Source organism: Streptomyces sp. NPDC050164 (assembly GCF_044459945.1).
In the GTDB taxonomy this organism is placed as follows: domain Bacteria; phylum Actinomycetota; class Actinomycetes; order Streptomycetales; family Streptomycetaceae; genus Streptomyces; species Streptomyces coeruleorubidus_A.
The window spans coordinates 20,351-40,537 of record NZ_JBITJK010000048.1 but is presented as its reverse complement, the minus strand read 5'-3'; the positions used below and the strand labels follow the sequence as shown (position 1 = coordinate 40,537).

At 68.8% G+C, this 20,187-nt stretch carries 20 protein-coding genes and 6 pseudogenes; 11 read left to right on the top strand and 15 right to left on the bottom strand.

All coding sequences use genetic code 11. The features are described 5' to 3' along the window. Positions 1–35 precede the first annotated feature (35 nt). Complete coding sequence (locus tag ACIBNA_RS39395) at positions 36–212, bottom strand: hypothetical protein (protein ID WP_399170070.1); 177 nt, start codon at positions 210–212, stop codon at positions 36–38. A gap of 158 nt (positions 213–370) precedes the next feature. Between ACIBNA_RS39395 and ACIBNA_RS39390 the strand changes: the two genes are divergently transcribed. After that, complete coding sequence (locus ACIBNA_RS39390; RefSeq protein ID WP_399170069.1) at positions 371–2,038, top strand: alpha/beta hydrolase; 1,668 nt, start codon at positions 371–373, stop codon at positions 2,036–2,038. 91 nt (positions 2,039–2,129) lie between these two features. Here the strand turns inward: ACIBNA_RS39390 and ACIBNA_RS39385 are convergent. From ACIBNA_RS39385 to ACIBNA_RS39375, 3 genes and pseudogenes are all read right to left on the bottom strand, one after another. Next, positions 2,130–2,397: pseudogene (locus tag ACIBNA_RS39385) on the bottom strand (transposase); the annotation flags it as partial. Continuing rightward, positions 2,397–3,060 (bottom strand): annotated as a pseudogene (locus ACIBNA_RS39380) (transposase); the annotation flags it as partial. The pseudogenes ACIBNA_RS39385 and ACIBNA_RS39380, both read right to left, overlap by 1 nt. A gap of 162 nt (positions 3,061–3,222) precedes the next feature. Continuing rightward, positions 3,223–3,798 (bottom strand): CGNR zinc finger domain-containing protein, encoded by a 576-nt coding sequence (locus ACIBNA_RS39375; protein ID WP_399170067.1) that lies wholly within the window; start codon positions 3,796–3,798, stop codon positions 3,223–3,225. A gap of 103 nt (positions 3,799–3,901) precedes the next feature. Here ACIBNA_RS39375 and ACIBNA_RS39370 point away from each other — a divergent pair, with 103 nt between their 5' ends. Further along, positions 3,902–5,074, top strand: coding sequence for an epoxide hydrolase family protein (locus ACIBNA_RS39370; protein WP_399170066.1), 1,173 nt, complete (start codon positions 3,902–3,904; stop codon positions 5,072–5,074). A gap of 229 nt (positions 5,075–5,303) precedes the next feature. Here ACIBNA_RS39370 and ACIBNA_RS39365 read toward each other — a convergent pair whose 3' ends face one another. Continuing rightward, positions 5,304–5,867 (bottom strand): dihydrofolate reductase family protein, encoded by a 564-nt coding sequence (locus tag ACIBNA_RS39365; RefSeq protein ID WP_399170065.1) that lies wholly within the window; start codon positions 5,865–5,867, stop codon positions 5,304–5,306. Positions 5,868–6,165: 298 nt separating this feature from the next. Between ACIBNA_RS39365 and ACIBNA_RS39360 the strand changes: the two are divergent. Continuing rightward, positions 6,166–6,276 (top strand): annotated as a pseudogene (locus tag ACIBNA_RS39360) (IS5/IS1182 family transposase); the annotation flags it as partial. A gap of 664 nt (positions 6,277–6,940) precedes the next feature. Here the strand turns inward: ACIBNA_RS39360 and ACIBNA_RS39355 are convergent. After that, positions 6,941–7,795, bottom strand: coding sequence for a GNAT family N-acetyltransferase (locus ACIBNA_RS39355; protein WP_399170064.1), 855 nt, complete (start codon positions 7,793–7,795; stop codon positions 6,941–6,943). A gap of 557 nt (positions 7,796–8,352) precedes the next feature. Here ACIBNA_RS39355 and ACIBNA_RS39350 point away from each other — a divergent pair. Beyond that, on the top strand, positions 8,353–9,018 hold the full coding sequence (locus ACIBNA_RS39350) for a maleylpyruvate isomerase family mycothiol-dependent enzyme (RefSeq protein WP_399170063.1): 666 nt from the start codon (positions 8,353–8,355) through the stop codon (positions 9,016–9,018). Between the two features lie 263 nt (positions 9,019–9,281). Next, a pseudogene (locus ACIBNA_RS39345) lies at positions 9,282–9,482 on the top strand (ATP-binding protein); the annotation flags it as partial. A gap of 35 nt (positions 9,483–9,517) precedes the next feature. On the opposite strand, the gene ACIBNA_RS39340 reads toward ACIBNA_RS39345, so the two are convergent. The 5 genes from ACIBNA_RS39340 to ACIBNA_RS39320 form a co-directional block, all read right to left on the bottom strand. After that, on the bottom strand, positions 9,518–9,982 hold the full coding sequence (locus tag ACIBNA_RS39340; protein ID WP_399170062.1) for a hypothetical protein: 465 nt from the start codon (positions 9,980–9,982) through the stop codon (positions 9,518–9,520). A 261-nt stretch (positions 9,983–10,243) separates the two neighbouring features. Next, complete coding sequence (locus ACIBNA_RS39335; protein ID WP_399170061.1) at positions 10,244–10,891, bottom strand: ATP-binding cassette domain-containing protein; 648 nt, start codon at positions 10,889–10,891, stop codon at positions 10,244–10,246. 117 nt (positions 10,892–11,008) lie between these two features. After that, positions 11,009–11,233, bottom strand: coding sequence for a DUF5133 domain-containing protein (locus tag ACIBNA_RS39330; protein ID WP_399170060.1), 225 nt, complete (start codon positions 11,231–11,233; stop codon positions 11,009–11,011). Between the two features lie 662 nt (positions 11,234–11,895). After that, the gene (locus ACIBNA_RS39325; protein WP_399170059.1) at positions 11,896–12,540 is read right to left on the bottom strand and encodes a CBS domain-containing protein; all 645 of its coding nucleotides are present in this window, start codon (positions 12,538–12,540) and stop codon (positions 11,896–11,898) included. A 503-nt stretch (positions 12,541–13,043) separates the two neighbouring features. Continuing rightward, positions 13,044–14,123, bottom strand: a complete 1,080-nt coding sequence (locus ACIBNA_RS39320; protein ID WP_399170058.1) for an arabinan endo-1,5-alpha-L-arabinosidase — start codon at positions 14,121–14,123, stop codon at positions 13,044–13,046. A 362-nt stretch (positions 14,124–14,485) separates the two neighbouring features. On the opposite strand from ACIBNA_RS39320, the pseudogene ACIBNA_RS39315 reads away from it, so the two are divergent. Continuing rightward, positions 14,486–14,623, top strand: a pseudogene (locus ACIBNA_RS39315) (IS5/IS1182 family transposase); the annotation flags it as partial. A gap of 218 nt (positions 14,624–14,841) precedes the next feature. On the opposite strand, the gene ACIBNA_RS39310 reads toward ACIBNA_RS39315, so the two are convergent. Next, a complete protein-coding gene (locus ACIBNA_RS39310) occupies positions 14,842–15,096 on the bottom strand; it encodes a hypothetical protein (RefSeq protein ID WP_399170057.1) in 255 nt (84 codons plus the stop codon). A 486-nt stretch (positions 15,097–15,582) separates the two neighbouring features. Here ACIBNA_RS39310 and ACIBNA_RS39305 point away from each other — a divergent pair, with 486 nt between their 5' ends. The 5 genes and pseudogenes from ACIBNA_RS39305 (at position 15,583) to ACIBNA_RS39285 (ending at position 17,512) form a co-directional block, all read left to right on the top strand. Continuing rightward, positions 15,583–16,101 carry a lamin tail domain-containing protein gene (locus tag ACIBNA_RS39305; protein ID WP_399170056.1) on the top strand — a complete coding sequence of 173 codons (519 nt, stop codon included), beginning with the start codon at positions 15,583–15,585 and terminating at the stop codon, positions 16,099–16,101. A gap of 158 nt (positions 16,102–16,259) precedes the next feature. Then, positions 16,260–16,490 carry a hypothetical protein gene (locus ACIBNA_RS39300; RefSeq protein WP_399170055.1) on the top strand — a complete coding sequence of 77 codons (231 nt, stop codon included), beginning with the start codon at positions 16,260–16,262 and terminating at the stop codon, positions 16,488–16,490. A 141-nt stretch (positions 16,491–16,631) separates the two neighbouring features. After that, the gene (locus tag ACIBNA_RS39295) at positions 16,632–16,706 is read left to right on the top strand and encodes a hypothetical protein (protein ID WP_399170094.1); all 75 of its coding nucleotides are present in this window, start codon (positions 16,632–16,634) and stop codon (positions 16,704–16,706) included. A 66-nt stretch (positions 16,707–16,772) separates the two neighbouring features. Next, positions 16,773–16,952, top strand: a pseudogene (locus tag ACIBNA_RS39290) (SgcJ/EcaC family oxidoreductase); the annotation flags it as partial. Continuing rightward, complete coding sequence (locus ACIBNA_RS39285; RefSeq protein WP_399170093.1) at positions 16,898–17,512, top strand: transposase; 615 nt, start codon at positions 16,898–16,900, stop codon at positions 17,510–17,512. The pseudogene ACIBNA_RS39290 and the gene ACIBNA_RS39285, both read left to right, overlap by 55 nt. On the opposite strand, the gene ACIBNA_RS39280 is transcribed toward ACIBNA_RS39285, so the two are convergent. Genes ACIBNA_RS39280 through pqqD form a run of 3 tightly spaced genes read right to left on the bottom strand, consistent with a single transcriptional unit; the run spans position 17,509 to position 20,049 of the window. Continuing rightward, positions 17,509–18,642, bottom strand: a complete 1,134-nt coding sequence (locus ACIBNA_RS39280; protein WP_399170054.1) for a PQQ-dependent sugar dehydrogenase — start codon at positions 18,640–18,642, stop codon at positions 17,509–17,511. The two genes, ACIBNA_RS39285 and ACIBNA_RS39280, sit on opposite strands and share 4 nt — an antisense overlap. Positions 18,643–18,679: 37 nt before the next feature. Next, positions 18,680–19,786 (bottom strand): pyrroloquinoline quinone biosynthesis protein PqqE, encoded by a 1,107-nt coding sequence (pqqE, locus tag ACIBNA_RS39275; RefSeq protein WP_399170053.1) that lies wholly within the window; start codon positions 19,784–19,786, stop codon positions 18,680–18,682. After that, positions 19,783–20,049 carry a pyrroloquinoline quinone biosynthesis peptide chaperone PqqD gene (gene pqqD, locus ACIBNA_RS39270; protein ID WP_399170051.1) on the bottom strand — a complete coding sequence of 89 codons (267 nt, stop codon included), beginning with the start codon at positions 20,047–20,049 and terminating at the stop codon, positions 19,783–19,785. The genes pqqE and pqqD overlap by 4 nt, the downstream gene beginning before the upstream one ends. Positions 20,050–20,187: the final 138 nt, after the last annotated feature.

The window sequence follows — 20,187 nt, the reverse complement described above, 5'->3', positions numbered from 1 at the left end:
GCCGTCAGGGTACGGAACAGCTGCCTCTGACGCGGCTACGCGGCGGATCGGGCGGGCAGGGCGATGTCGTAGTGGCCGGGAATGGTCAGCAAGTCGACGATGATGCCGGCGAGCCGGCCGGCCACCAGCCGGCCCCCGAAACGGGGGGCCACTGCGACAACGACCATGCCCGCGAGGGTCTCGATGACGCCCACGGCGTGCATGGTGCCCATCGCTGAGGGCGGTCCACCCCCTACAACTCGGGTACCACCCGCACCTGTTGTCTCATTCCCAGGGTGGAGGGGAACTCAGCCCGGCGACGGATCCGCATGCGTGTCCGGTTCCTGAAAGATCCTTCCCGTCCGAACACGCGACCGGAAGGATCGATATCGTGCGCAGACGACGTCTCGCGCCCCTGTTAGCCGTGAGCGTCACGGCAACGCTGGCACCCGCACTCGCCACCTCGACGGCCACCGCCGCCACCCCGTCGACCGCCTCCTCGTCGACCGCCTCCTCGTCGACCGCCTCCTCGTCCACCGCCAAGAGCGCGCTGGAGCGGTATGTGAAGCAGAAGCCGCGGTGGAAGCGGTGCGATGCCGACTCTCCGGCGGACTTCGAGTGCGCCACGATCAAGGTCCCGCTGGATTACCGGGTCCCCGGAGGCAAGCGGATCGACTTGGCCATATCCCGGATCAAGAGCACCGCGCCCGGCAAGCGGCACGGTGTCCTGTTGTCCAACCCCGGCGGCCCGGGGGGACAGGGGCTCTACATGCCGCTTGAATTGCGGGAGGTCCTCCCCGAGTCCGCACAGCGAAAGTACGACCTCATCGGCTTCGACCCGCGCGGTGTGGGACGGAGCAGCCCGGTTTCCTGCGACCTGAAGCCGGAGGAGGAGAACTGGCTGCGGCCGTACAAGGAGGAGACGTTCGACAAGGACGTTGCCTGGGCACGCGACGTCGCGAACAAGTGCAGGGAGAAAGCGGGCGACACGCTCGCGCACATCACCACGCGCAACACCGCGCGCGACATGGACCTGCTCCGGGCGATCCTCGGTGAGAAGAAGATCTCGTACCTGGGTTATTCGTACGGCACCTATCTGGGCGCCGTCTACACCCAGCTCTTCCCGGGCCGGGCCGACCGGTTCGTGCTGGACAGCGCGGTCGATCCGGCGCGCGCCTGGCGAGGGATGATCCAGTGGTGGGCAAAGGGCGCCGAGCCGGCGTTCGACCGGTGGACCGAGTGGGCCGCCGAGCGTTCGGAGAGGTACGGCCTCGGTGACACCCCGAAGGAGGTCGAGGGGACCTTCTGGGACCTGGTCGCGCAGGCCGACGAGAAGCCCATCGAGGTAGAGGGGCAGCCGATCACCGGTGATGACATCCGCAGCGGTATGCGCGCGGCGTTCTTCAGCCCGCAGTACGCCACCGAGACGGTCGTGGAGCTGAAGAAGGCCGCGGCGGGCGAGTCCGCCTCCGCGATGAAGCTCGCGGAGTTCGCCGGAACCGAGAGGACCGGGGCGGCAGGCGCCGCCGCCGATGCCGCCGAGGTGCCGGCCGACAACATGACGGCGAGCTTCTGGGCCGTGGTGTGCGGCGACAACTCGGCCGCGTGGTCCCGCGATCCTGAGCGCTACCGGCAGGACGCCATCGAGGACAGGGGCCGGTACCCGCTCTTCGGTGACTTCGCGTCCAGCATCAAGCCCTGTGCGTTCTGGGCCAAGTCCCTGGAACCGGCAACCAAGGTGAACAACAAGGTCGGCTCCCTCGTCGTCCAGAACGAGTGGGACTCGCAGACCCCGCTGCCCAGCGGTCAGGCCCTGCACGCCGACCTGAAGGGGTCGAAAATGGTCACCGTCCTCGGCGGCGAGGGCCATGGCGTCTACCCGAGCGGCAACGCGTGCACGGACGGCACAGTCACCGACTACCTGCTCACCGGCAAGCTCCCGGCGAAGGACGTGACCTGCGAGGCGACGGCCGACTCGAACGCGGAGGCACGGAAGAACCAGAAGCGGGACGTACTCCCCGGCTCTCCGCTCCCGGAACGTGCCCCGGACCGTTTCTGAGCATGGTCGCACGGCCCGTTTCCGCATAGCCCATTGAAGATGGGGGCGGGATCTCCTGGTGGGATCCCGCCCCGCCCCATCGTGCTTCGGCGCCGGAGTCGGAGAAAACCGGTTCGTCAGGCCTTGTGGCGGTGTGTGCCACGGTCGGTCGGTGAATACTTCTCGACGCGCCCTGCTCGAACTGGGTGCAGTCATTGACGTTTCCAGCGGTGATCGTGAAGACCAGGGGGCGGCCCTGGCCGTCGCAGGCGGGGCAGATCTTCATGGCCAGCCTGCCCGGGACCGGCCGATCGCCTCGCCCGGCAGAGCCCTTTTCGGGCTCCGGACGCGTGCTGGTGTGTCCGTACGGTCGTGGAGTCGCTTCGGTCGGGCCGTTGCTGGTACCGGGACGGTCGAAGAACGCAAGAACGCCGGCCGCGCGCCGTTTCGGGGTGCGGCCGGGGCGTCGGCTCGACGAGCACTGTCGGGACGCCGTTGGCGACCGCGTCGACTACGGCCTGCATCAATTGCTTGCCCCTGGCCTTGTCCGGCTCCCGGTAGGCAGCGACGGTCCGCTGGTAGATGCCCCAGGTCGCTTCGACCTCGACGTGCTCCTCGACGGCGAACACCGCCTCCAGTCGGGTGCGCTGCTTCTCGGTGAGAAGGCCCGCGCCGGTGTGCAGGGTGCGGCGGGCCCTGTAGGGCGGGTCGCCGACGCGACCACGATGCCCAGTGGTGTCTTGCTGAACGCGTTGCCGACACCGGTCCAGCCCGTCGCCGGCGAGGCGGACGACATGGAACGGGTCCATCACCGGGACCGCGTCAGGGAGCTCTTCGGCGGCGGTCCTGAGCCCGGTGAACCCATCCATCGCGACCACTTCGATCCCGGCGGACCAGGCCTTCGGGCGCCCGGCGAGCCACTGCTTGAACACTGCCTTCGAGCGCCCCTCGGCCATGTCCAGCAGCCTCGCCGGCCCGGTCTTCTCGCAAATGGGGGTGAGATCGATGATCACGGTGACGTACTCGTCGCCAAACCCGGTGTGTGTCGCTTGCCTTCGGCGAGGGTCGCGCTGTTCGCGGTCCGAAGAACTTCCATCCTGGAAGACTTCCACGCCTACCCGCCAACACCCCCGACTGCGAAGAGCCGATGAATGTCGCCGATCAGTAAGCGTAGACGTACTGACTTGGATGTACCGAGATAACGATCACTCCGCTGACCTGGGGTTTTTGCGCTGGTTGGCATTGAAGCGCGCTTTCTTCTGACGATTCCCGCACGTGTTCATGTCACACCATTTGCGAGTGCGACTCTGACTGGTGTCGAAGAAGGCGGCTTGGCAGGTTGGTGATGCGCACAAGGCCAATCTTCCGTCTCGTTCGCCTGCGATGATGCTGATCGCGTCGGCGGCGATCACACTGAGGGCATCTTCCACGCAGGAAGCCGAGCTGAGCCGCCATCGCCGCATACCCTCGGGCGTCAGGATCGCCGCGGCCCGACCCTGAGTGCTGCAGTCATTGATGACTTGGACAGCAGACGCAGGGAGAGCGTCCTGGATCGCGGCCGCTGTCGCGGCGGCGTGAATCGACTCCCTGAGTTCCCGAGCGAGGTCGAGCTGGGCAGTGGTGCAGGAGTCCACGGCGAGGCCGTTCACCACCAGCCAGTCGATGAGTCGCTGCGGCGTGGGAATGCGCTCCACAGCGTCGCCATGACGCTCCGACAGGGTCCCCGTGAAGCTGGTCGCCAGCACGTTGCCGAGGCGGAAGTCAGGGAAGGCAGCACGCATGGAACCACCTTAGCCGGTTGCAGCGTGGCTCGGAGACCTGTTCGAACCGTCTTAGCCGGTTCGCGATAGGTCGTAGCCGGTTCCGCGATGGCCAGGAGGTCTCATGCCCCGTCCAACCAGCGATGTGCAAGCCTTTGAAGCCCACGCACCTGACGCTGACCTCGACGATCTGCGCGCGCGACTGGCCGCGGCGCGACTACCGGAGGCTGAGACGGTCTATCGCGCCGCGCCCGACCCTCGCCGATGGGAACAGGGTGTTCCGCTCGCCGACCTCGTCGATGTCGTGAACTACTGGCGCACCGGGTACAACTGGCGGTCGTTCGAAGAGCGCCTTAACCGTGTCGGCCAGTTCCGCACGACCATTGATGATCTGGGAATCCACTTCCTGCACCGCCGATCCGCGCGCGCAGATGCCACTCCTCTGATCTTGACGCACGGCTGGCCAGACAGCATCGCTCGGTTCATCGATGTAGTAGACGAGCTGGCAGATCCGAAAGATGCAGACGCGCCGGCGTTCCACGTCGTGGTCCCATCGCTGCCGGGCTTTGGTTACAGCGACAAGCCGGCCACCACCGGGTGGGGAACCGAAAAGATCGCGGCCGCATGGGTGGAACTGATGGGAAGGCTCGGCTACAGCAAGTTCGCAGCCCACGGCGGCGACTGGGGAGGTAATATCACCACGGTTCTCGGCGGCAGGTTCCCGGCGCACGTTCTCGGCATCCACACAACGTTCGCGGAGGGACCGCCCGGGTTGACAACGGACGGGCTGACGGCGGTCGAACGCAAGTGGACCGAGGAAACCCGCGATTTCTGGCGCCACCGCGCGGCGTACGCGAAGCAGCAGGCGACCCGACCGCAGACCATCGGCTACTCGCTCGTCGACTCACCGGTCGGGCTTCTTGCCTGGATCCTTGACAAGTTCGCCGAGTGGACAGATACCGAAGACAGCCCGTTCGAGACGATTTCCAGAGACCGCGTTCTTGACGACGTCACCCTGTATTGGCTGACGCGGACCGGCGCATCGGCGGCCCGCATCTACTACGAAAGCCACAACTCGCTGGACCCCGAACTTCGGGTCGACGTCCCGTCAGCACTCACTATGTATCCCCGCGACGTCGAGAAGTGTCCGCGCCCCTGGGCACAGGAGCGGTACCGACAAATCGTCCGATGGAGGTCGCCCGAAATCGGGGGACATTTCCCGTCGCTGGAGGTTCCCGAGTATTTCGTCAAAGATCTGCAAGAGGGCCTCGCGGCAGTGCTGGCCGCTAATCGGTGAACGCGGCTCGGCGACCCGGCACTCGATCACCGCCTGATCCGGCTCAAGGCGTTGCCCGACGGCTTCCGGACCGAGCTCATCGAGACGGCAGAACGTGGTCAGACAGGGCGCGGCGAAGATGGCGTGGAGCATGTCGAGGGCTCGATCACCGCACACGACTCAACGGTCAGTCAGCTCATGACGACGCACCACGAACACACCAACGACCAACTCACTTTGCGGACGCGACCTAACGCGCCACGTGGTAGCGGAGGTAGACGACTCTCGAGTTGAAGGTACGGGTCTCGACGAGTTCGAGATCCACCCGGCGCTCGCGCTGGGGAAAGAACGGAATGCCACCGCCAACCAGCACCGGGTAGACCATGGCCCGGTACTCGTCGATCAGACCCAACGCGGCCGCCTCGGCGGCGAGAGTCGCGCCGCCGATCGCGATCTCGCCCTCCCCAGGCTCGGCTCGCAATCGCTCGATCTCCTCCGCCAGGCCGCCGGAGGCCAGGCGGGCATTGCCCTGCACCGCCGACAGCGTGGTGGAGAACACCACCTTGGGGAGCGGCTTCCAGATCGCAGCCCACTCGAGTCCTGAGTCGTCGAGCGATGGATCCTGGTCGGCGGTCTCCCAGTACAGCATCGTCTCGTACAGCCGTCGTCCCAACAGGTGGACACCGACCTGTCGAATTTCGTCGATCCAGAAGCGAAAGACCTCCTCGTCGGGCGCCGTCCAGTCGAAGTCGCCGTCCGGCCCGACGATGTAGCCGTCAAGTGAGACGTTCATCGAATAAGTCACGCTGCGCATCAGAAGTCCTCCTCGGTAACGGATTCGACAGTACGACCGCCGACGCCGCAGGACCCATCGCGGCTCGCGGGATCCCATGCGCTAAGGCTCCTTCTTCTGGGCCTGGCCGTCCCGGCGTCCCCGGCGGCGTGCTGTGAGTCCGGCAGATCGTGAAGTCGACGTTCACCGTCCACCCGATGCGACCGCGCGTTGGCTCGCGCCTGGGCCTGGAGCTTGGTGAGCACCCCTGCCCACACTCCCAGGCGCTGCCGACGGCGGAACCAGTCCGTCTGCCAGGGCCAGTGGCAGGGCGGGAGGCTTGTCGTGGGCGGTGATCGAGCCGTTGCTGGCTCCGCCGCGGATGGGCCGGACCCTCCGGACCGCCGCCAGTCGTCACGGCATCCTGTGGAAGCTGTCCACCGGCGGATCGCGAGGGAGCCAGAGTCGTAGTCAGACGAGGGTGACCAGGGCTTGGTAGTGGCGAGGCCACCCATTTCGGGCCCCAGCCGCATGCTGGTGCGCCCGCACGGTCGCCCCGGGCAGGGTCGGCGAATGGCTTGGGGCCGCTGCCGGTCGACGCTCTGCACGGCATCGGGCCCCGCCAGCCCGGCGCCTTGCGGGACCACGGCGTCCATAGCCCGTCGGGCTGCTCGCAGCCGTCCCGGACGCGACCGTGCAGCGCCTGCCGGGCGGCCGCGGGCCGCTTGGCCGCCGGCCCTCGGTATCGATCCGCGACCCGTCGGTACCCGTCCCTGCCCGAGTCCGTGACCGTAGGCCGCGCCTTCCCCCGCCACGCCCGGGATCGAGCAGAGGACCGCGCCGCGCTCCTCGAACTCGTGGTCCATCTCGGCAGGGTGCTGCGCCACGACTTTGTCCGGATCGCTGGTGCGACTGGTCGACGACGCTCAGGACGTCGCGGTGGTGCTGCCGCCTCAGCTGCTGGTGTCCGAGGACTTCCGGATTCTCAGTGCCTTCCCGGGGCGCCCGATGGTGTCGGCTTCGGACCTGCTGGACGGACCGCCCGAGGCAGTGGTGGAGCGGGCGGAGTGGTGGCGGGAGCATCTGACCGACCTCCCCATCTGTCTCCTACCGCACTACGATCGCGCGGGCTGGTTGGCGATCAGAAGAGTGCTGCCCGCAGGACGGAAGCCCAAGCGTGAGTAGATGCGCGCCACGGCGTCCTCCGCATAGGCGAGGAAGACGGTGCTCACTCCCTGGGCGCCGGCGTGGTTGACCAGGGCAGCGGTGACGGCGGCGGCCAGGCCCTTACGGCGGGCGATGGGAAGGGTGCCGATGCCGCCGATCTCGGTGGTGCCGTTCGCCGGGTGGTAGTGGCCGACGGCCAGCGGTGTGCCATCCGAGGCGATGGCAGCGATGAGCGTCTTGTGCCCGGCACGGATCGTGGGGCGGACCGTTGCGACAGTACCGTCCCGGGCCAACTCCTCGGCCACCACGGACAGCTCCTTACGCCCCGCCGAACCCACCGTGGTGCCCTCCTCGGCGAAAGCCAGCCGGGGAAGAGCGAGGGCTGCGGGCAACGCGGGGTCGTCGGCCGTCAGCACGCGGAGCGTCACGCCGTCCGGCAACGGCTGCGGACCAACCGGGTGGTGCGGATCCAGAGCCATCAGCGGGCGTTCCGCCACCGGCAGGCCTGCGGCCTCGATACAGGCACGCAGACCCGGCGCAGTCTCGGCCAGCCACTCGAAGGCCTCCGCCACACCGAGTTCGCGCTGCCGGGCCCGCACCCGAGCAATGTCAGCGGCGGAGACGGCCGAAGCCTCCGCTGCAGCGGGTTGAGCGTGGCTGGGGCCGCCGTAATACGGGGCACCTGGTTTCCTTCGCACGAACAGCCGTAACGAACCAAACTCTTCGACATCGGCGAACAGCAACGGCACGGCGGCGTAGTACTGCTCGATACGGGCACGCAGCGAGTCGCTCATGCGGCGCATCCCACCACGGGATGGTGCCGCACCGCATCCGGGATTTGCCGACAGCAACCGATGGCTCACCTTCATCGAAAGCTCGGCAAGCGCCTGAGCAGGGCCTACCCAGCCGGCCCGGACGCCACCCGCACCTGCCCACCGCAAGGGACTGTGCATGGACGGCGGCGACCACCAATTCAAGGCGTAGGCCGGCACGTCGGTCCTCCTGGAAGCACGACGCCCCCGGAGTTGATCGCCTCCTGCGTCCTCACCGCCCGGCTGCGCACCGCACCTCGCACCGGCCGCCTCCTGTTATGGCCCGGCCGTGCGCCAGCAGGCCGCAATGCCCGAGCACTGGCAGCGGGGCGAGCGGCGCGCGCGTGCGAAGGAGCCGCCTTGGCGCTGCGTGCCGCCGATGCCTCCGAGCCGGAGAAACCGTCGGCCGACGAGCTGTGAGTGCAGGAAGTTCACTCACGGGCGATGACTTTGCTCCGAGGCAAGAGTCTTCTCCCTGAACGACCATGCCGGACGCCGCCTGCTCCGGCCCCGGGGCAGCACTACCCGCGACAGGAGACGCCTTGCGCATGACTGATCCGGAACTGACAGCAGACCGCAGCCGGGGGACTGGAGTATGGCCCTTGATCCACGCTGAGCGAATGGCGCTGGCCGCTGATCTCGCAGACCTGACCGACGAGCAGTGGGCAACGTCGTCGCTGTGCACCGAATTGACGGTGCGCGAGGTGCTGGCACACCTCACCGCGGCAGCGAGCCTCAACTCCCTGCGGTGGTTGGCGGGGGTGCTCCGCTGCCGGTTTGACTTCGATAAACAGGTGGCCATGCGGCTGGCGGAACATCTGGGCGCCACGCCGGCCGAGACGCTGGAGAGATTCCGGCGCGTGACGCTGAGCACGACCAAGCCTCCCCTCCCTGTGATGGCCATGCTGGGCGAGACCATCGTCCACGGAGAGGATGTCCGGCGTCCGCTCGGCATCGGTCGTGAGTACCCGATCGAGGTGGTCACGCAGGTGGCTGAGTACTACCGGGGTTCGGACCTCGTGGTCCTTGCCAAGGGACGTATCGGCGACCTGAGACTCATCGCGGATGATGGCCCTTTCTCGGCCGGTTCCGGGCCAGTGGTATCCGGCACCACCTTGGCCCTCTTGATGGCGATGACCGGGCGCGCGACGTACTGCGACGACCTGGAAGGCGATGGGGTGGAGCTTCTCCGCAGGCGTTGCGCGATGGTGTGACTGTGCTGAGTGCCGAGGTGATCGCCTCCACGGGGTTGCAGACCGCGATCGTGCAAGGGCTGGCCCTTGATCCCTCCCGGGGGGAGGGTCAGATCAGCCGGGACAGGTCAGCTGGTGGCTGGGGTGTCGGCGTACACGTGAACGTGCCCAGGCACGTACGGATGAACGTGCCCACCTCCTGACGCACCGGAGATTGATCGTGGGCAGTCTGCTGCCGGCCTGTGAAGGGTGGCGGAGGGCGGCTGACCGTGGTCTTGGACCCGCAACGATGGATAAAGGGCTCGATCATCCTGACCTCGAACAAGACCTTCAGCGAATGGGGACAGGTGTTCGGCGACGAATTCCTCGCCACAGCCATCCTCGACCGACTCCTGCACCACTGCGGCGCCGTCTCCATCAACGGCCCCAGCTACCGACTCAAGAACCGGCTCGCCGCCATCGAACGCGACACCAACGTGGCCTGATCACACCAGTCACCCGTCGTCATCCCGCCGGCTTCCTAGACGGGCTGGCGGGGAGGCAGAGCCGCTCGGGCACGCCAGAAATCCGCGTCGCGAGGGTCGGTGAGCCATCCGATCACACGCTCAGCACCTGCTTGGAAGGCGCGAGGCAGTGAGGTCTCCTCACCGACAACAAGCCTGAGGGTGTCGACGTCATGGCTGGCGTGATTCGTGTCGCACCAGCAGGCCACGTTCACCGCCGCGTCGACCGCGAGCTGGCCGAAGTCTGTCCACACGACTTGAAGCAGGAACTCCAGCTGATCACGCCCGTCCGCATGCTCAATGACATCCAGGCCGAGCAGCACAATAGGCGTCCACGGCTGCGGGCCCGGGAAGACGACGTGATCCAGTGCCCACTCCCACTCAGCCTTGTCTCCGTCCGCGCGAGCCGCATCAACTGCACGGGCGGCCTGTTCCAGGGATTCCACGTCGGCAGGCGACAGACGGGGGAAGAGCGTGGTCAATGGGACATCGTCGAAGGCGCCTCGCATGAGTCGATCATGCGTTCTCTCCGCCGCCAATGCCAAGGGCCCACCGCTCTGACCTTTCCCACCACACGACCGGCACCCTGACGATCACCAAGCTGAGCACGTTCATCCGTACCTGGTTGAGCACTTCAACGAGTACGCCGACACCGCCCCGCGGCCGGTCCCTGACAACGCCATCCTTCTTCGGTCCGCCACATGCCCCCAGCCGTCCGGCCCCGGCGGACCGGGGCCGGACGGCTACGCGCAGGCGCGACCGTCGGCCAGCACCAGTACACGGTCGGCGACTTGGATCGTCGACAGCCGGTGAGCGACGACGAGTACCGTCCGCCCCCGGAACACCGCGCGCATCGCGCCCCGCACTGCGCGCTCGCTCGGGATGTCGATGACCGCGGTGGCCACGTCCAACACGATGACGGAGGTGTTCACCAGGAAGACGCGGGCCAAGGCGATCAGCTGCCGTTCACCCGACGAGAAGCGGCCATCGCGGCCGCCGATCTCGGTCTGGTAGCCGTCTCGGAGGGCGGAGATGAACCGATGGGGCCCCGGTCGCCTCGGCGGCGTGCCGGATCTCGTCGAGCGTGGCGTCGGGACGCGCCAGAGCGATGTTCTCGGCAACAGTGCCGGGGAAGAGGGAGCTCTCCTGGGGGACCACGACCACGCCGTGGCGCAGATCGGCCGTCGCGAGGGACCGCAGATCGACACCGTCGAGGAGGACGCGGAGCCCGTCGGATTGTGGAGCCGCGCCAGCAGTTTGGCCAGCGTGGACTTTCCGCCGCCCGAGGGGCCGATCAGCGCGACCGTCTGGCCGGCCGGGATGTCGAGCGAGTAGCCGCGCAGCACCTCAGGCCCGTTGCCGTAGGCGAAGGAGACGTCCTCGTAGCGCACGTGACGCCCGGCGGAGTGTCCACAGAGCGCGGGGAGGGGAACGGGACGGGCAGGTTCGACGACGGTCGGCAGGTGATCGCACCCCCTCTACGACATGTTTCGGCGAGGGGCGGCATGTCAGTGGGGGAGGGGCTGCTCTCGTCTCATGGCCTCGGTCAGTTGTCGACGGGCGACAAACAGTGCCGTGTCCAGCTGGCGGGTGCCGGTGATCACACACAGTGTGTAGGTCGCGTCCTCGAGCTGGCGGGCGGTTTCAGGACTGTTGTCGGCGGCCAGGCGGCGCCTGAGCGTTTCGCATCGTTCGACCAGCTCCCGCAGGAGCGAAGGGTGCGCTGTGATCATGGCTGGCTCCTTCCGGCGTAGCTCGTGTGGACCAGCCCTTTCACCCATACGGTGGCAGCCATCGGCGCCTGCCGCACCTTCAGGCCGTGGCTTGGCGGCGCACCCTGGCCCCGCGACTGCCGGCCGTGGTGGCCGGCGGAGTTGCCCAGAACGCGGGTGCCCTGCGGGCTTGAGTGTTGACGGGTCCGTGTCGTTGCCCGGCTGTGCCCGTTGGACCAGTGACACGTCGTGCCGCATGTCGACGGTCCGTAGCCTGCCTCCCCGGGGTCAGCTCGGTCCGTACTCGACAGCCGGTTGAACCGGCCGGTGCGCGGCGGCCCCGGGGCCTCATGGCTCGGTAGGGCCCGGGGCCGCCGAACTGTGGTCACCCGCGCTACCGCATCAAAATCGCGGGCGTCGCCCCGTCGACTGCGCCGGACGAGGGGGGCGGTCCTGCCGGAACCGTCCAGACCAGGCGCTCTGCCGCCTTCCCTCGCACACTCCTGCGCCCAGGCCGTCCCCCCTGGACGTCCTCGCGCCGGTCATCGCCGACACCTGGCACCAGCTTGCCCCGATGGCACGGCCGGTACCGCCCTTGCCTGGCGAGCGCAGGTGGGTGGGGACGGTCTCGTGTCGGGATCTGCTCGACTGCACCTGGTGGTCGGCCCTCCCGGGCAGAGCTTTTAGCGCGCCCGGGCGGCGGCGAGGTGGGCGTCCACGGCGACGACACCATCGACGCCCTGGCAGAGGCCCACGACCACTGGGACGAGACGCGATTCCGGGACGTGTCCCCGAAGGGTGACGGCCCCGTCCCGGACCTCGACCGCGACGGTGCCCTCGTCCAGGCCGAGGATGCGCCCCAGGACGTCCTGCTCGACCTCGCCGCGGATCTCGTCGTCGGAGCGGATGAAGGCGTCGAGCAGGTCGCTGCGGGTGACGATGCCGGTGAGGAGCCCGTTGTCGTCGACGACCGGCAGCTGCTTGACGTGCCGTCGGCGGAGTTCCCGAGCGGCCCGGGGGATCGTCCAGTCGGCGCGTGCGGTGAAGACGGGGCTGCTCATGAGCGCGCCCGCGGTCCGGGCCCGGGCCTTGCCCCAGGCGTGCTCGTCGTCCCCGTCCTGCCCTTGCGGATCGGGCATGCCGGTCTCGTGCCGCAGCACGTCGGAGGCGGACACGACACCGACGGGGACGCCGTCATCGTCGACGACGGGGGCCGCGACGATGTCGTTCGCGTCCAGCAGGGCGGCGACCTCCTGGAACCGTGTGTCGGGGCGGAGGGTGACGACCTCCTCGGTCATCACGTCACCGACCGTGCGGCGGCGCAGCATGGCATCGGCCTCCTCCGTTGTGCGACGGGGCGGGCGCGGTCGGACCGCCCGGGCGGACAACGCGCGGGCCGTCGGCTTCCGCGCCCTGCCGGCTCGTCCACGCAGCTTCCTCTACCCATGACAGCACCGGACAGCTCCGGCGACCAGTTCGGCCTGGCGGGGAGGACGGCGGCCCCACGGCCAGGAGTGCGGTCGAGTGCGCGTAGATGCCAGCGACGCTGCGCGCCTGGCCAGCGCTTGTCGATGGGGATGATCAGGTCGCCCATGACCGCTCACTCAGCGTCATTGAGCTGCGGACTTCAGCCGATGGGGGGGGGCGGCACGGGCGAGGGGCGTGTGTCGGCTTCAGGCGGGTGCCGTGAGTATTGGGTCACATTCGTGCAATTGCACGGTCATGGCGAGGGCTACGAGCTCCCGCCGGGCGCCGAGGACGACGTCTGGGCTCTCTCCGACGCCGACGGTCCTTACGCGAACCGCCGCCCCCCTTGCAGCCCGAGCCTCGGTCAGTACGCGGTGGGCCAGCCGCCGCTCCACTTCAGCAGGTTGAGGCCGAGCTTGGAAGCACCGCCGTCACTGCCGTCGTAGTAGTGGTAGACGAGCAGGTCGCTGCCGCCGTCGCGCATGATGTCCTGCCCGCCGGGGCCGATCACGGATCCCTGTGACGCCATGACCACGGTGCCGCCGTTTTTGTTCATCGCGACGCCGTTGCGGTCGTAGTAGGGCCCGGTGGGGCTGGTGGCCCGGCCAACCTTGATCTTGTACGTGGAGGCGGTACCGCTGCAGCAGGTGTCGTACGAGGCGAAGAGGTAGTAGTACCCGTTCCGCTTGACCACGGTCGGGCCCTCCACCGCCCTCGCCCCCGTGGTGCGAGAGGCGAGCGAGTGGCGGGTGGTGTCCTTCCCGTGCTGCTTGCCGGTCTTCGGGTCGAGGCGGATCATCTTGATCCCGCTCCAGTGGGAGCCGAAGGCCAGCCACCACTTGCCGTCGTCGTCGACGAACAGGTCGGGGTCGATGGCGTTGTAGTCGCTGCTGGACGTGGAGGAGTGGACGATGCCCTGGTCCTTCCAGCTGCCCGGCATCCCGGTCGTGGAGGTGGCGAGGCCGATGGCCGAGGTGTTGGAACGGAAGCGGGAGACGGCGTAGTACATCAGGTACCGGCCGCCGTGATAGGAGAGATCGGGTGCCCACGGATCGTTTTCGGGCGAGTAGCGCGACCACCAACGGGGCGGTGAGGAAAAGGCGTTGCCGTTGCGGCTGAAGGCGACGCGGTCGGTGGAGGTGCGGAACTCCAGGTAGCCGTGGGTGGAATGGAGCAGGTAGCGCCCGTTGGGCGCGCGGAGCATGGTCGGGTCGTGGACGACGACGTCGCCGGTGACCCTCCCGGGGCCGGGGTAGGCGGACGCGCTCGACGTGCTCTGCCCGGCGGCCGCCGCGGCCTTGGGCTGCGCGTCCTCTCCGAACACCCCGAAAGCCGTGCCGTAGGCCATGGCCCCTGCGGCGGTCAGCGCCAGCGCGACCCCTGCCAGCAGGGCCGTCTTCTTTCTGCGGTGCCGCGCCTTGCCGTGGCCGCGTAGCTCAGTCATGCGTGTTTTCCCAATCTGTACTTACGTGGGGGGCGCCCGTGAGGAACGGGCTGCTCAACAGTTGCTGCAGAGTCGAGAATGGTTGCCGTCCCGCCGAAATACTTGCCTCAAGCCGCTGCCCTGGGCACAGGGAAACACCGGTGTAGCCGCGCCGGTCCCGGAACAGGTAACTGCGGCTGTCGCGACGGCCGTACAGCCGAAGGCCGTGGGCCTCAGAGCGCGGCCCGCAGATGACTCACCGTGACGAAGTGCGCCTGGCCTGCGTTTTCGCCCATCCAGAGGTAATCCGGGCCCACCGCGATGTGGAACGCCCCGTACCGGCCGAAGCTGCCTGGCTCGAGCGGGGTTGTGGCCACCGCCCGCCTGGCCGGCCCCTGCTGGCCAGCGAAGAAGCCGACAACGCGGAGCATCGCCGGGTCCGTGCGCGGGGCGAGCATGCGATCGGCCGGCTGAAGGACTACAAGATCCTCCGCGACTGCCGACAGCACGGCGAAGGCATGGATCGACGCTGTCCGCGACGATCAGGCGGCGGTCAGCGAGTACGCCGTCGAGCAGGGCAGCGCACGGCGCCAGGTCGAGACTGACGTGAAGAAGGCGGCCCACCATCCGCGGCCGGTCACCTGATCTACTCTTCCGGCCAACTCTCCAGGGTCCTACCCCTTCGTGTCCGCTCGGCGCGCACCTCACCTTCGCTATGAGCGTCCCGGGTGGGGGCTGGTTATCGGGTGGTGTGGGTGAGCCAGCGGTGCAGTGCGGTGTGGACGTAGTCGGGCAGGGTGCTGAGGTGGTCGATGGCCTCGCGGTCGCCGGGCATGGGGGCGACGCCGGCGGTGGTCAGTGCCGCGTGGAGTTCCAGGCGATGCACATCCCGCGGGTCGAGGGTGAGGTTGAGGCGCTGGGTGGGGTTGGGCGGCGGCAGCAGGAAGTCGTCGTGTGCCCAGGACGGCCGGCCAGGCGTGGTGGTGTGGGCCATGGACAGGCTCCTCTCAATGCTTGGGTTGTGGAGGGGGACTTCGTGTGAGGGGGAGCCGGTTGCGGCCGGCGTGAGGGTCCACCCGGATGCAGTAGAGCGGCTTGAGCACCTCAGGGGCCCGCATCTGGTCCCTTGCGCCTTCACGGCGTGCGGGCCTTGCGGCGGGGGCGGGATGCCTGTCGTTGTTACTCACTTTCGGGTGATGGCCAGGGTGGTTGTGGGGTGGCGCGCCGTGGCGTGCGTGGGTCGCAGGCCGGTGCTCGCAACGGCGGCAGGCCTGACAGGGCCTCAATCTGGCGCATATGGTGCATACATGGGTGTTGCATCCGAGAGTCACAGAAATGTGAGCGATCTGTAACACGGTTCACGTCTCGCCTGCATGCTTTGCCCTGGCGGTCACGGTGTGGGGGTGCGGCCGACCGGCCGCCACCCGTACCCGCACGATCCCCGTACGCGGCCTGACCGTGAGCGGGGTGTGCCCGCACCATGCAGGGGGCCCCTGTGTCCGTTTCCCCATCTGTGCCCACCCGTCGTCTGGCTGCCGCCGCGCTCGCGGCCGCCGCTGTGACCGGGGCGTTGACGCTGCCGGCGTCGGCGGCCGACCACGCCCGCCCCGACAGGCTGAAGGTCGAAATCAGTGCCGTGCAGTACGACTCCCCGGGCCGTGACGACCACTCCAACCGCTCCCTGAACAGGGAGTGGGTGGAGCTGACCAACACCACCCGCCACAGCGTGAACCTGGACGGATGGACGCTGTCGGACGAGGACGGCAACACCTACACCTTCGACCACTACCGCCTGGCCGGGCGTTCCACCGTCCGCATCCACACCGGCGAAGGCCGCGACCGTGACACGGACCTGTACCAGGACCGCCGCCGCTACGTGTGGGACAACCGCTCCGACACCGCGACCCTGCGCAACCACCGAGACCGCGTCGTCGACGAGGTCTCCTGGGGCAGCGACCGCCACCGCCACGGCGACCGCAGTGGCCACCACCATCACTAACCCCCCCCCGCACCGGTGTGCCGGCGACCGCTGAACAGGCCACCAGCACACACGTGAGACGGCGGCGCGCCTGGACCTGAAGTCCGGGCGCGCCGCTGATGTGCGCTGGTGGGATGACGTGCGGTGCCGGCCGACGAGTTGCAGATGCGCCGGATGCCGTGGCGTTCGGTGCGATGGCGCCGCGGGAGGTCCGCCGCCGCGCACTGGGAACCCGGACGATCGCGCGGGTCTGCGTCGAATCGTCCGTCCCGCCACGCGTTCTTGTTTCCGCGTCCGCGACTGGTTACTGCGGCGACACCGGCGACCGGACCATCGAGGAGAGCGCGCCAGCCGGGCACGACTTCGTGGCTGCCGTCTGCGTCGACTGGGAGGCCGCCGCGGACCACTGACGAACGCGAGATCACGCGAGCGATGGGCCGCATGCTTCATCGCCCGACGATCGCCTCCGTCCCCGTCTTCACCCTCAGAGCGGCGCTCGGTGAGATCCGCCACGGGCATCACAGTGCAGTTGCCGCGCCGTCCCGGCGGCCCTGCGCCAGGCGGGCTTCGCCTTCACTCACCCCACGATCGACGAGGCACTCCACCCCGTTCTCCGCGCGAGCTGACAGGTAGGCGTGGACAGTGTCCTGGTTCCAGATGAGCGTCTCCTCAAGTCGACCTGAGGTCTCATAGTGATCTGCGGGGATACCGAAACCGCAGGTCTCACAACAGACGAACAGGTCGTCACCACTGTCGAGCACGCTCAGCGCGCCAAAGACGTAGAGGGGTTCCTCGCACTCTTCCACCCCGACGCCCTCTGGACGACCGGCCACGGCAAGGCCCTGATCGGCTTCGACGCGATCTCCGAGTTCAGGTTCGGCAGGTCTACCACTCGCCAGGGGGCGCAACGGAAGGCGCTCGTAACGGGCGTTGTGGCCGCTGGCGGGATCTTCCCGAGCGGTTCGGCCCGTGGAAGACGGTCTATGAGCGCCATCGGCTGTGGTCTGCCGACGGCGCGTGGGAACGCTTGCTGCAGCAGGTCCAGGCCGCGGCCGACATTGCTGGTGAGATCGACCGGGACATCGCGGTGGACTCACCATCTTGCGGGCTCATCAGCATGCGGCGCGGCGGGTTCACCAGCAAGCTGCACCTGAGCGCGGCCGGCCGCTGCCGCCCGCTGTCCGTGGTCGTCACGCCGGGGCAGCGGGCAGGCTGCCCGCCTGCGCAAGGCCTCACGCGGCGGACGGCCACCTGGCTTCGACGAGGAGCGGTACAAGAAACGCAACACCGTCGAGCGGGCGATCAACAAGCTCAAGCAGTCCCGGGCCGTCGCCCCCCCGTTGTGACAAGCGCGGCTACGTGTTCCTCGGCACCGCAACCACAGCGGTCCTGGTCATCTGGCTCCGCACTTGATCGCCCGGACAGGTCCTAGCCGAGGGTTACCCGCAGAATGCGGTCCGCGCCGTCCGGCTGGCCTCCCGGGGCGTCGGCGTTGGTGGTCGTCAGCCACAGGTGGTCGCGGCCGGGCACCTTGACCACCGTGCGGAGCCGGCCGTACGCGCGGACGTAGTACGCCGTCGCCGTGCCCACGTTCTCCGTGTTGCCCTCGATGGGGACGCGCCACAGGCGCTGCCCGCGCTGGGCGGCCATGTAGATGACGTTGTCGGCGATGGCGATGCCGCTGGGGGAGGCCTCGCCGGTGGTCCAGGTCTTCTTCGGGTTGGTCATTCCGGCGACCGAGCAGGTGCCCTCGCAGGTGGGCCAGCCGTAGTTGGCGCCCGGCTTGATCAGGTTCAGTTCGTCGAACCGGGTGTTCCCGAACTCGGCCTCCCACAGCCGCCCGTTGCGGTCGAAGGCGAGTCCCTGCGGGTTGCGGTGGCCGAGGCTGTAGACGTGGTTGCCGAAGGGGTTGCCGGGGGCCGGCCTCCCGGCGGTGGTCAGGCGCAGGATTTTGCCGTTGAGGGAATTGCGGTCCTGGGCGAGGGCCGTGTTCTGGGCGTCGCCGGTCGAGGCGTACAGGTAGCCGTCGGGGCCGAAGGCGAGCCGTCCGCCGTTGTGGTAGGTGGCCTTCCTGATGCCCTGCAGGATCACCGTGTAGCCGCTGAGTGAGGTGCCGTCGTACGTCATGCGGGCGATGCGGTTGCCTTCGGCGGCGGTGTGCATGAAGTACACGTAGCGGTTGGTGGCCCAGCCGGGGTCGACGGCGACGCCCAGGAGCCCGCCCTCGCCATTGGTGGTCTGGCTGTTGGGGACGGACCCGACCTGGGTCTTGGCGCCGTCGGGGGCGACCTTCCAGACCCGGAAGTCGTCGCGCTCGGTGACCAGGGCGTGTGAACCGTCGGGGAGCCAGTAGACGCCCCAGGGGACGGTCAGCCCGGTGGTGAGGGGGGTGACGGATGTCGGTACGCCGTCGGCCGCGGCGGGGGTGGCGTCGGGGGGTGCGGTGTCGGCCTGTGCGGAACCGAGTCCGGTGAGGCCGGTGAGTAACAGTCCGGCCAGGGACGCCCCCAGTGTTCTGCGGGTCCCGCGGGGTGGTGCGCTTCGTTCGTCGGTCAGTCGCATCTGTCCTCCAAGTGGGGGAAGTGGGGGTCGCGGCGGGTCACATGCGCCTATGGGCCTCAGGGGCCGGGAGGGCGGGGTGGGGGGCGTCGACGAGCGTTCGTACCACGCCGTGGTCGGGGGCCAGTCGGCATACGGGGTCGGTGCGGGAGGCATCGCCGGTGAGCGCGTACGCCTGGCAGCGGCAGCCGCCGAGATCGGTTTCCCGCTGGGGGCAGGAGCGGCAGGGGTCGGCCATCCAGGCGGTGCCGCGGTAGCGGTTGAACGCGGGTGAGTGGTGCCAGGTCCACTCCAGGGGGTGGTTCCTGACGTTCGGGGCGTCGAGTCCTGGCAGCGTGGCGGCGGCCGGGCAGGGCAGCACCGTGCCGTCGGGGGCCACGGTCAGTGAGACGGCGCCCCAGCCGCCCATGCACGGCTTGGCGGTTCCTTCGATGTAGTCGGGTACGACCCACACCAGGTCCAGGCGCCCGGCCAGCCTCTCCCGGCGGGACTGGAGGACAGCCCGCGCCCGGTCGATCTGCTCCCGGGTGGGCAGCAGGCGGTCGCGGTTGAGCAGGGCCCAGCCGTAGAACTGGGTGTTCGCCAGCTCGATCCGCTCGGCCTCCCAGTCCAGGGCCAGATCGATGAGGGCGTCGAGCGCGTCCAGGTTGTCCCGGTGGAGTACGACGTTCACGCCCAAGGGCAGTTCTGCCTCCCGGACCAGGGCCGCGGCCTTCCGCTTGGCGGCGAAGGAGCGGTGGCCGGCGATCCTGTCGGAGGCGGCGGGTTCGGCGTGCTGCACCGACAACTGGACACTGCGCAGGCCGCGATCGGTGAGCGCGGCCAGCCGTTTTCGGGTCAGGCCGACGCCACTGGTGACCAACTGGGTGTGGATACCCGCCGCGTCGGCCGCCCCGACGATCTCGGGCAGGTCGCGCCGCAGCAGCGGTTCACCACCGGAGAGGTGCGCTTGGACGACGCCCAGCTCCCCGGCCTGGCGCATGACATCGGCCCACTCGTCGGTACGGAGCTCGGCGGATCGGCGGACCAGTTCCACGGGGTTGGAGCAGTAGGCGCAGTGCAGCGGGCAACCGTGGGTGAGTTCCGCGAGCAGCGCCCAGGGAGGGGCGACGGGCGCGGCGGTCTCGGCGGGACGTACCGCGGTCATCGGAGCCAGCCTTCCTCGCGCAGCCGTCCCAGGAACCGCGGGACCTCGGTGGCGACGGGCGCGCCGGGGTAGCGGTCGGCCAGCTCGGCGACGATGGCGCCGAGTGGGCGTTCGCCGTCGCAGAGCCTCAGCACGGCGCTCGCACTGCCGCGCAGCACGACCACGCGTTCCGGCATGACCAGCAGGTCGGTGTCACGCACCCGGTCGTGACGGAGCGTGACGGACCGGTGCAGCACCGGGGTCCAGGCCTTGCTGTGGGGCACGGTGTCCCCGCCGTGAGGCACCTGGTCCGCACCGTCGGGCGCAGTGTTTCCGCCGTGGGGTACGGGGCCCCCGCCGCGGGGTATGGCGTCCTCCCCGCCGTCGGGCACGAGGCTCCCACCGTCGGGCAGGGTGTCCTC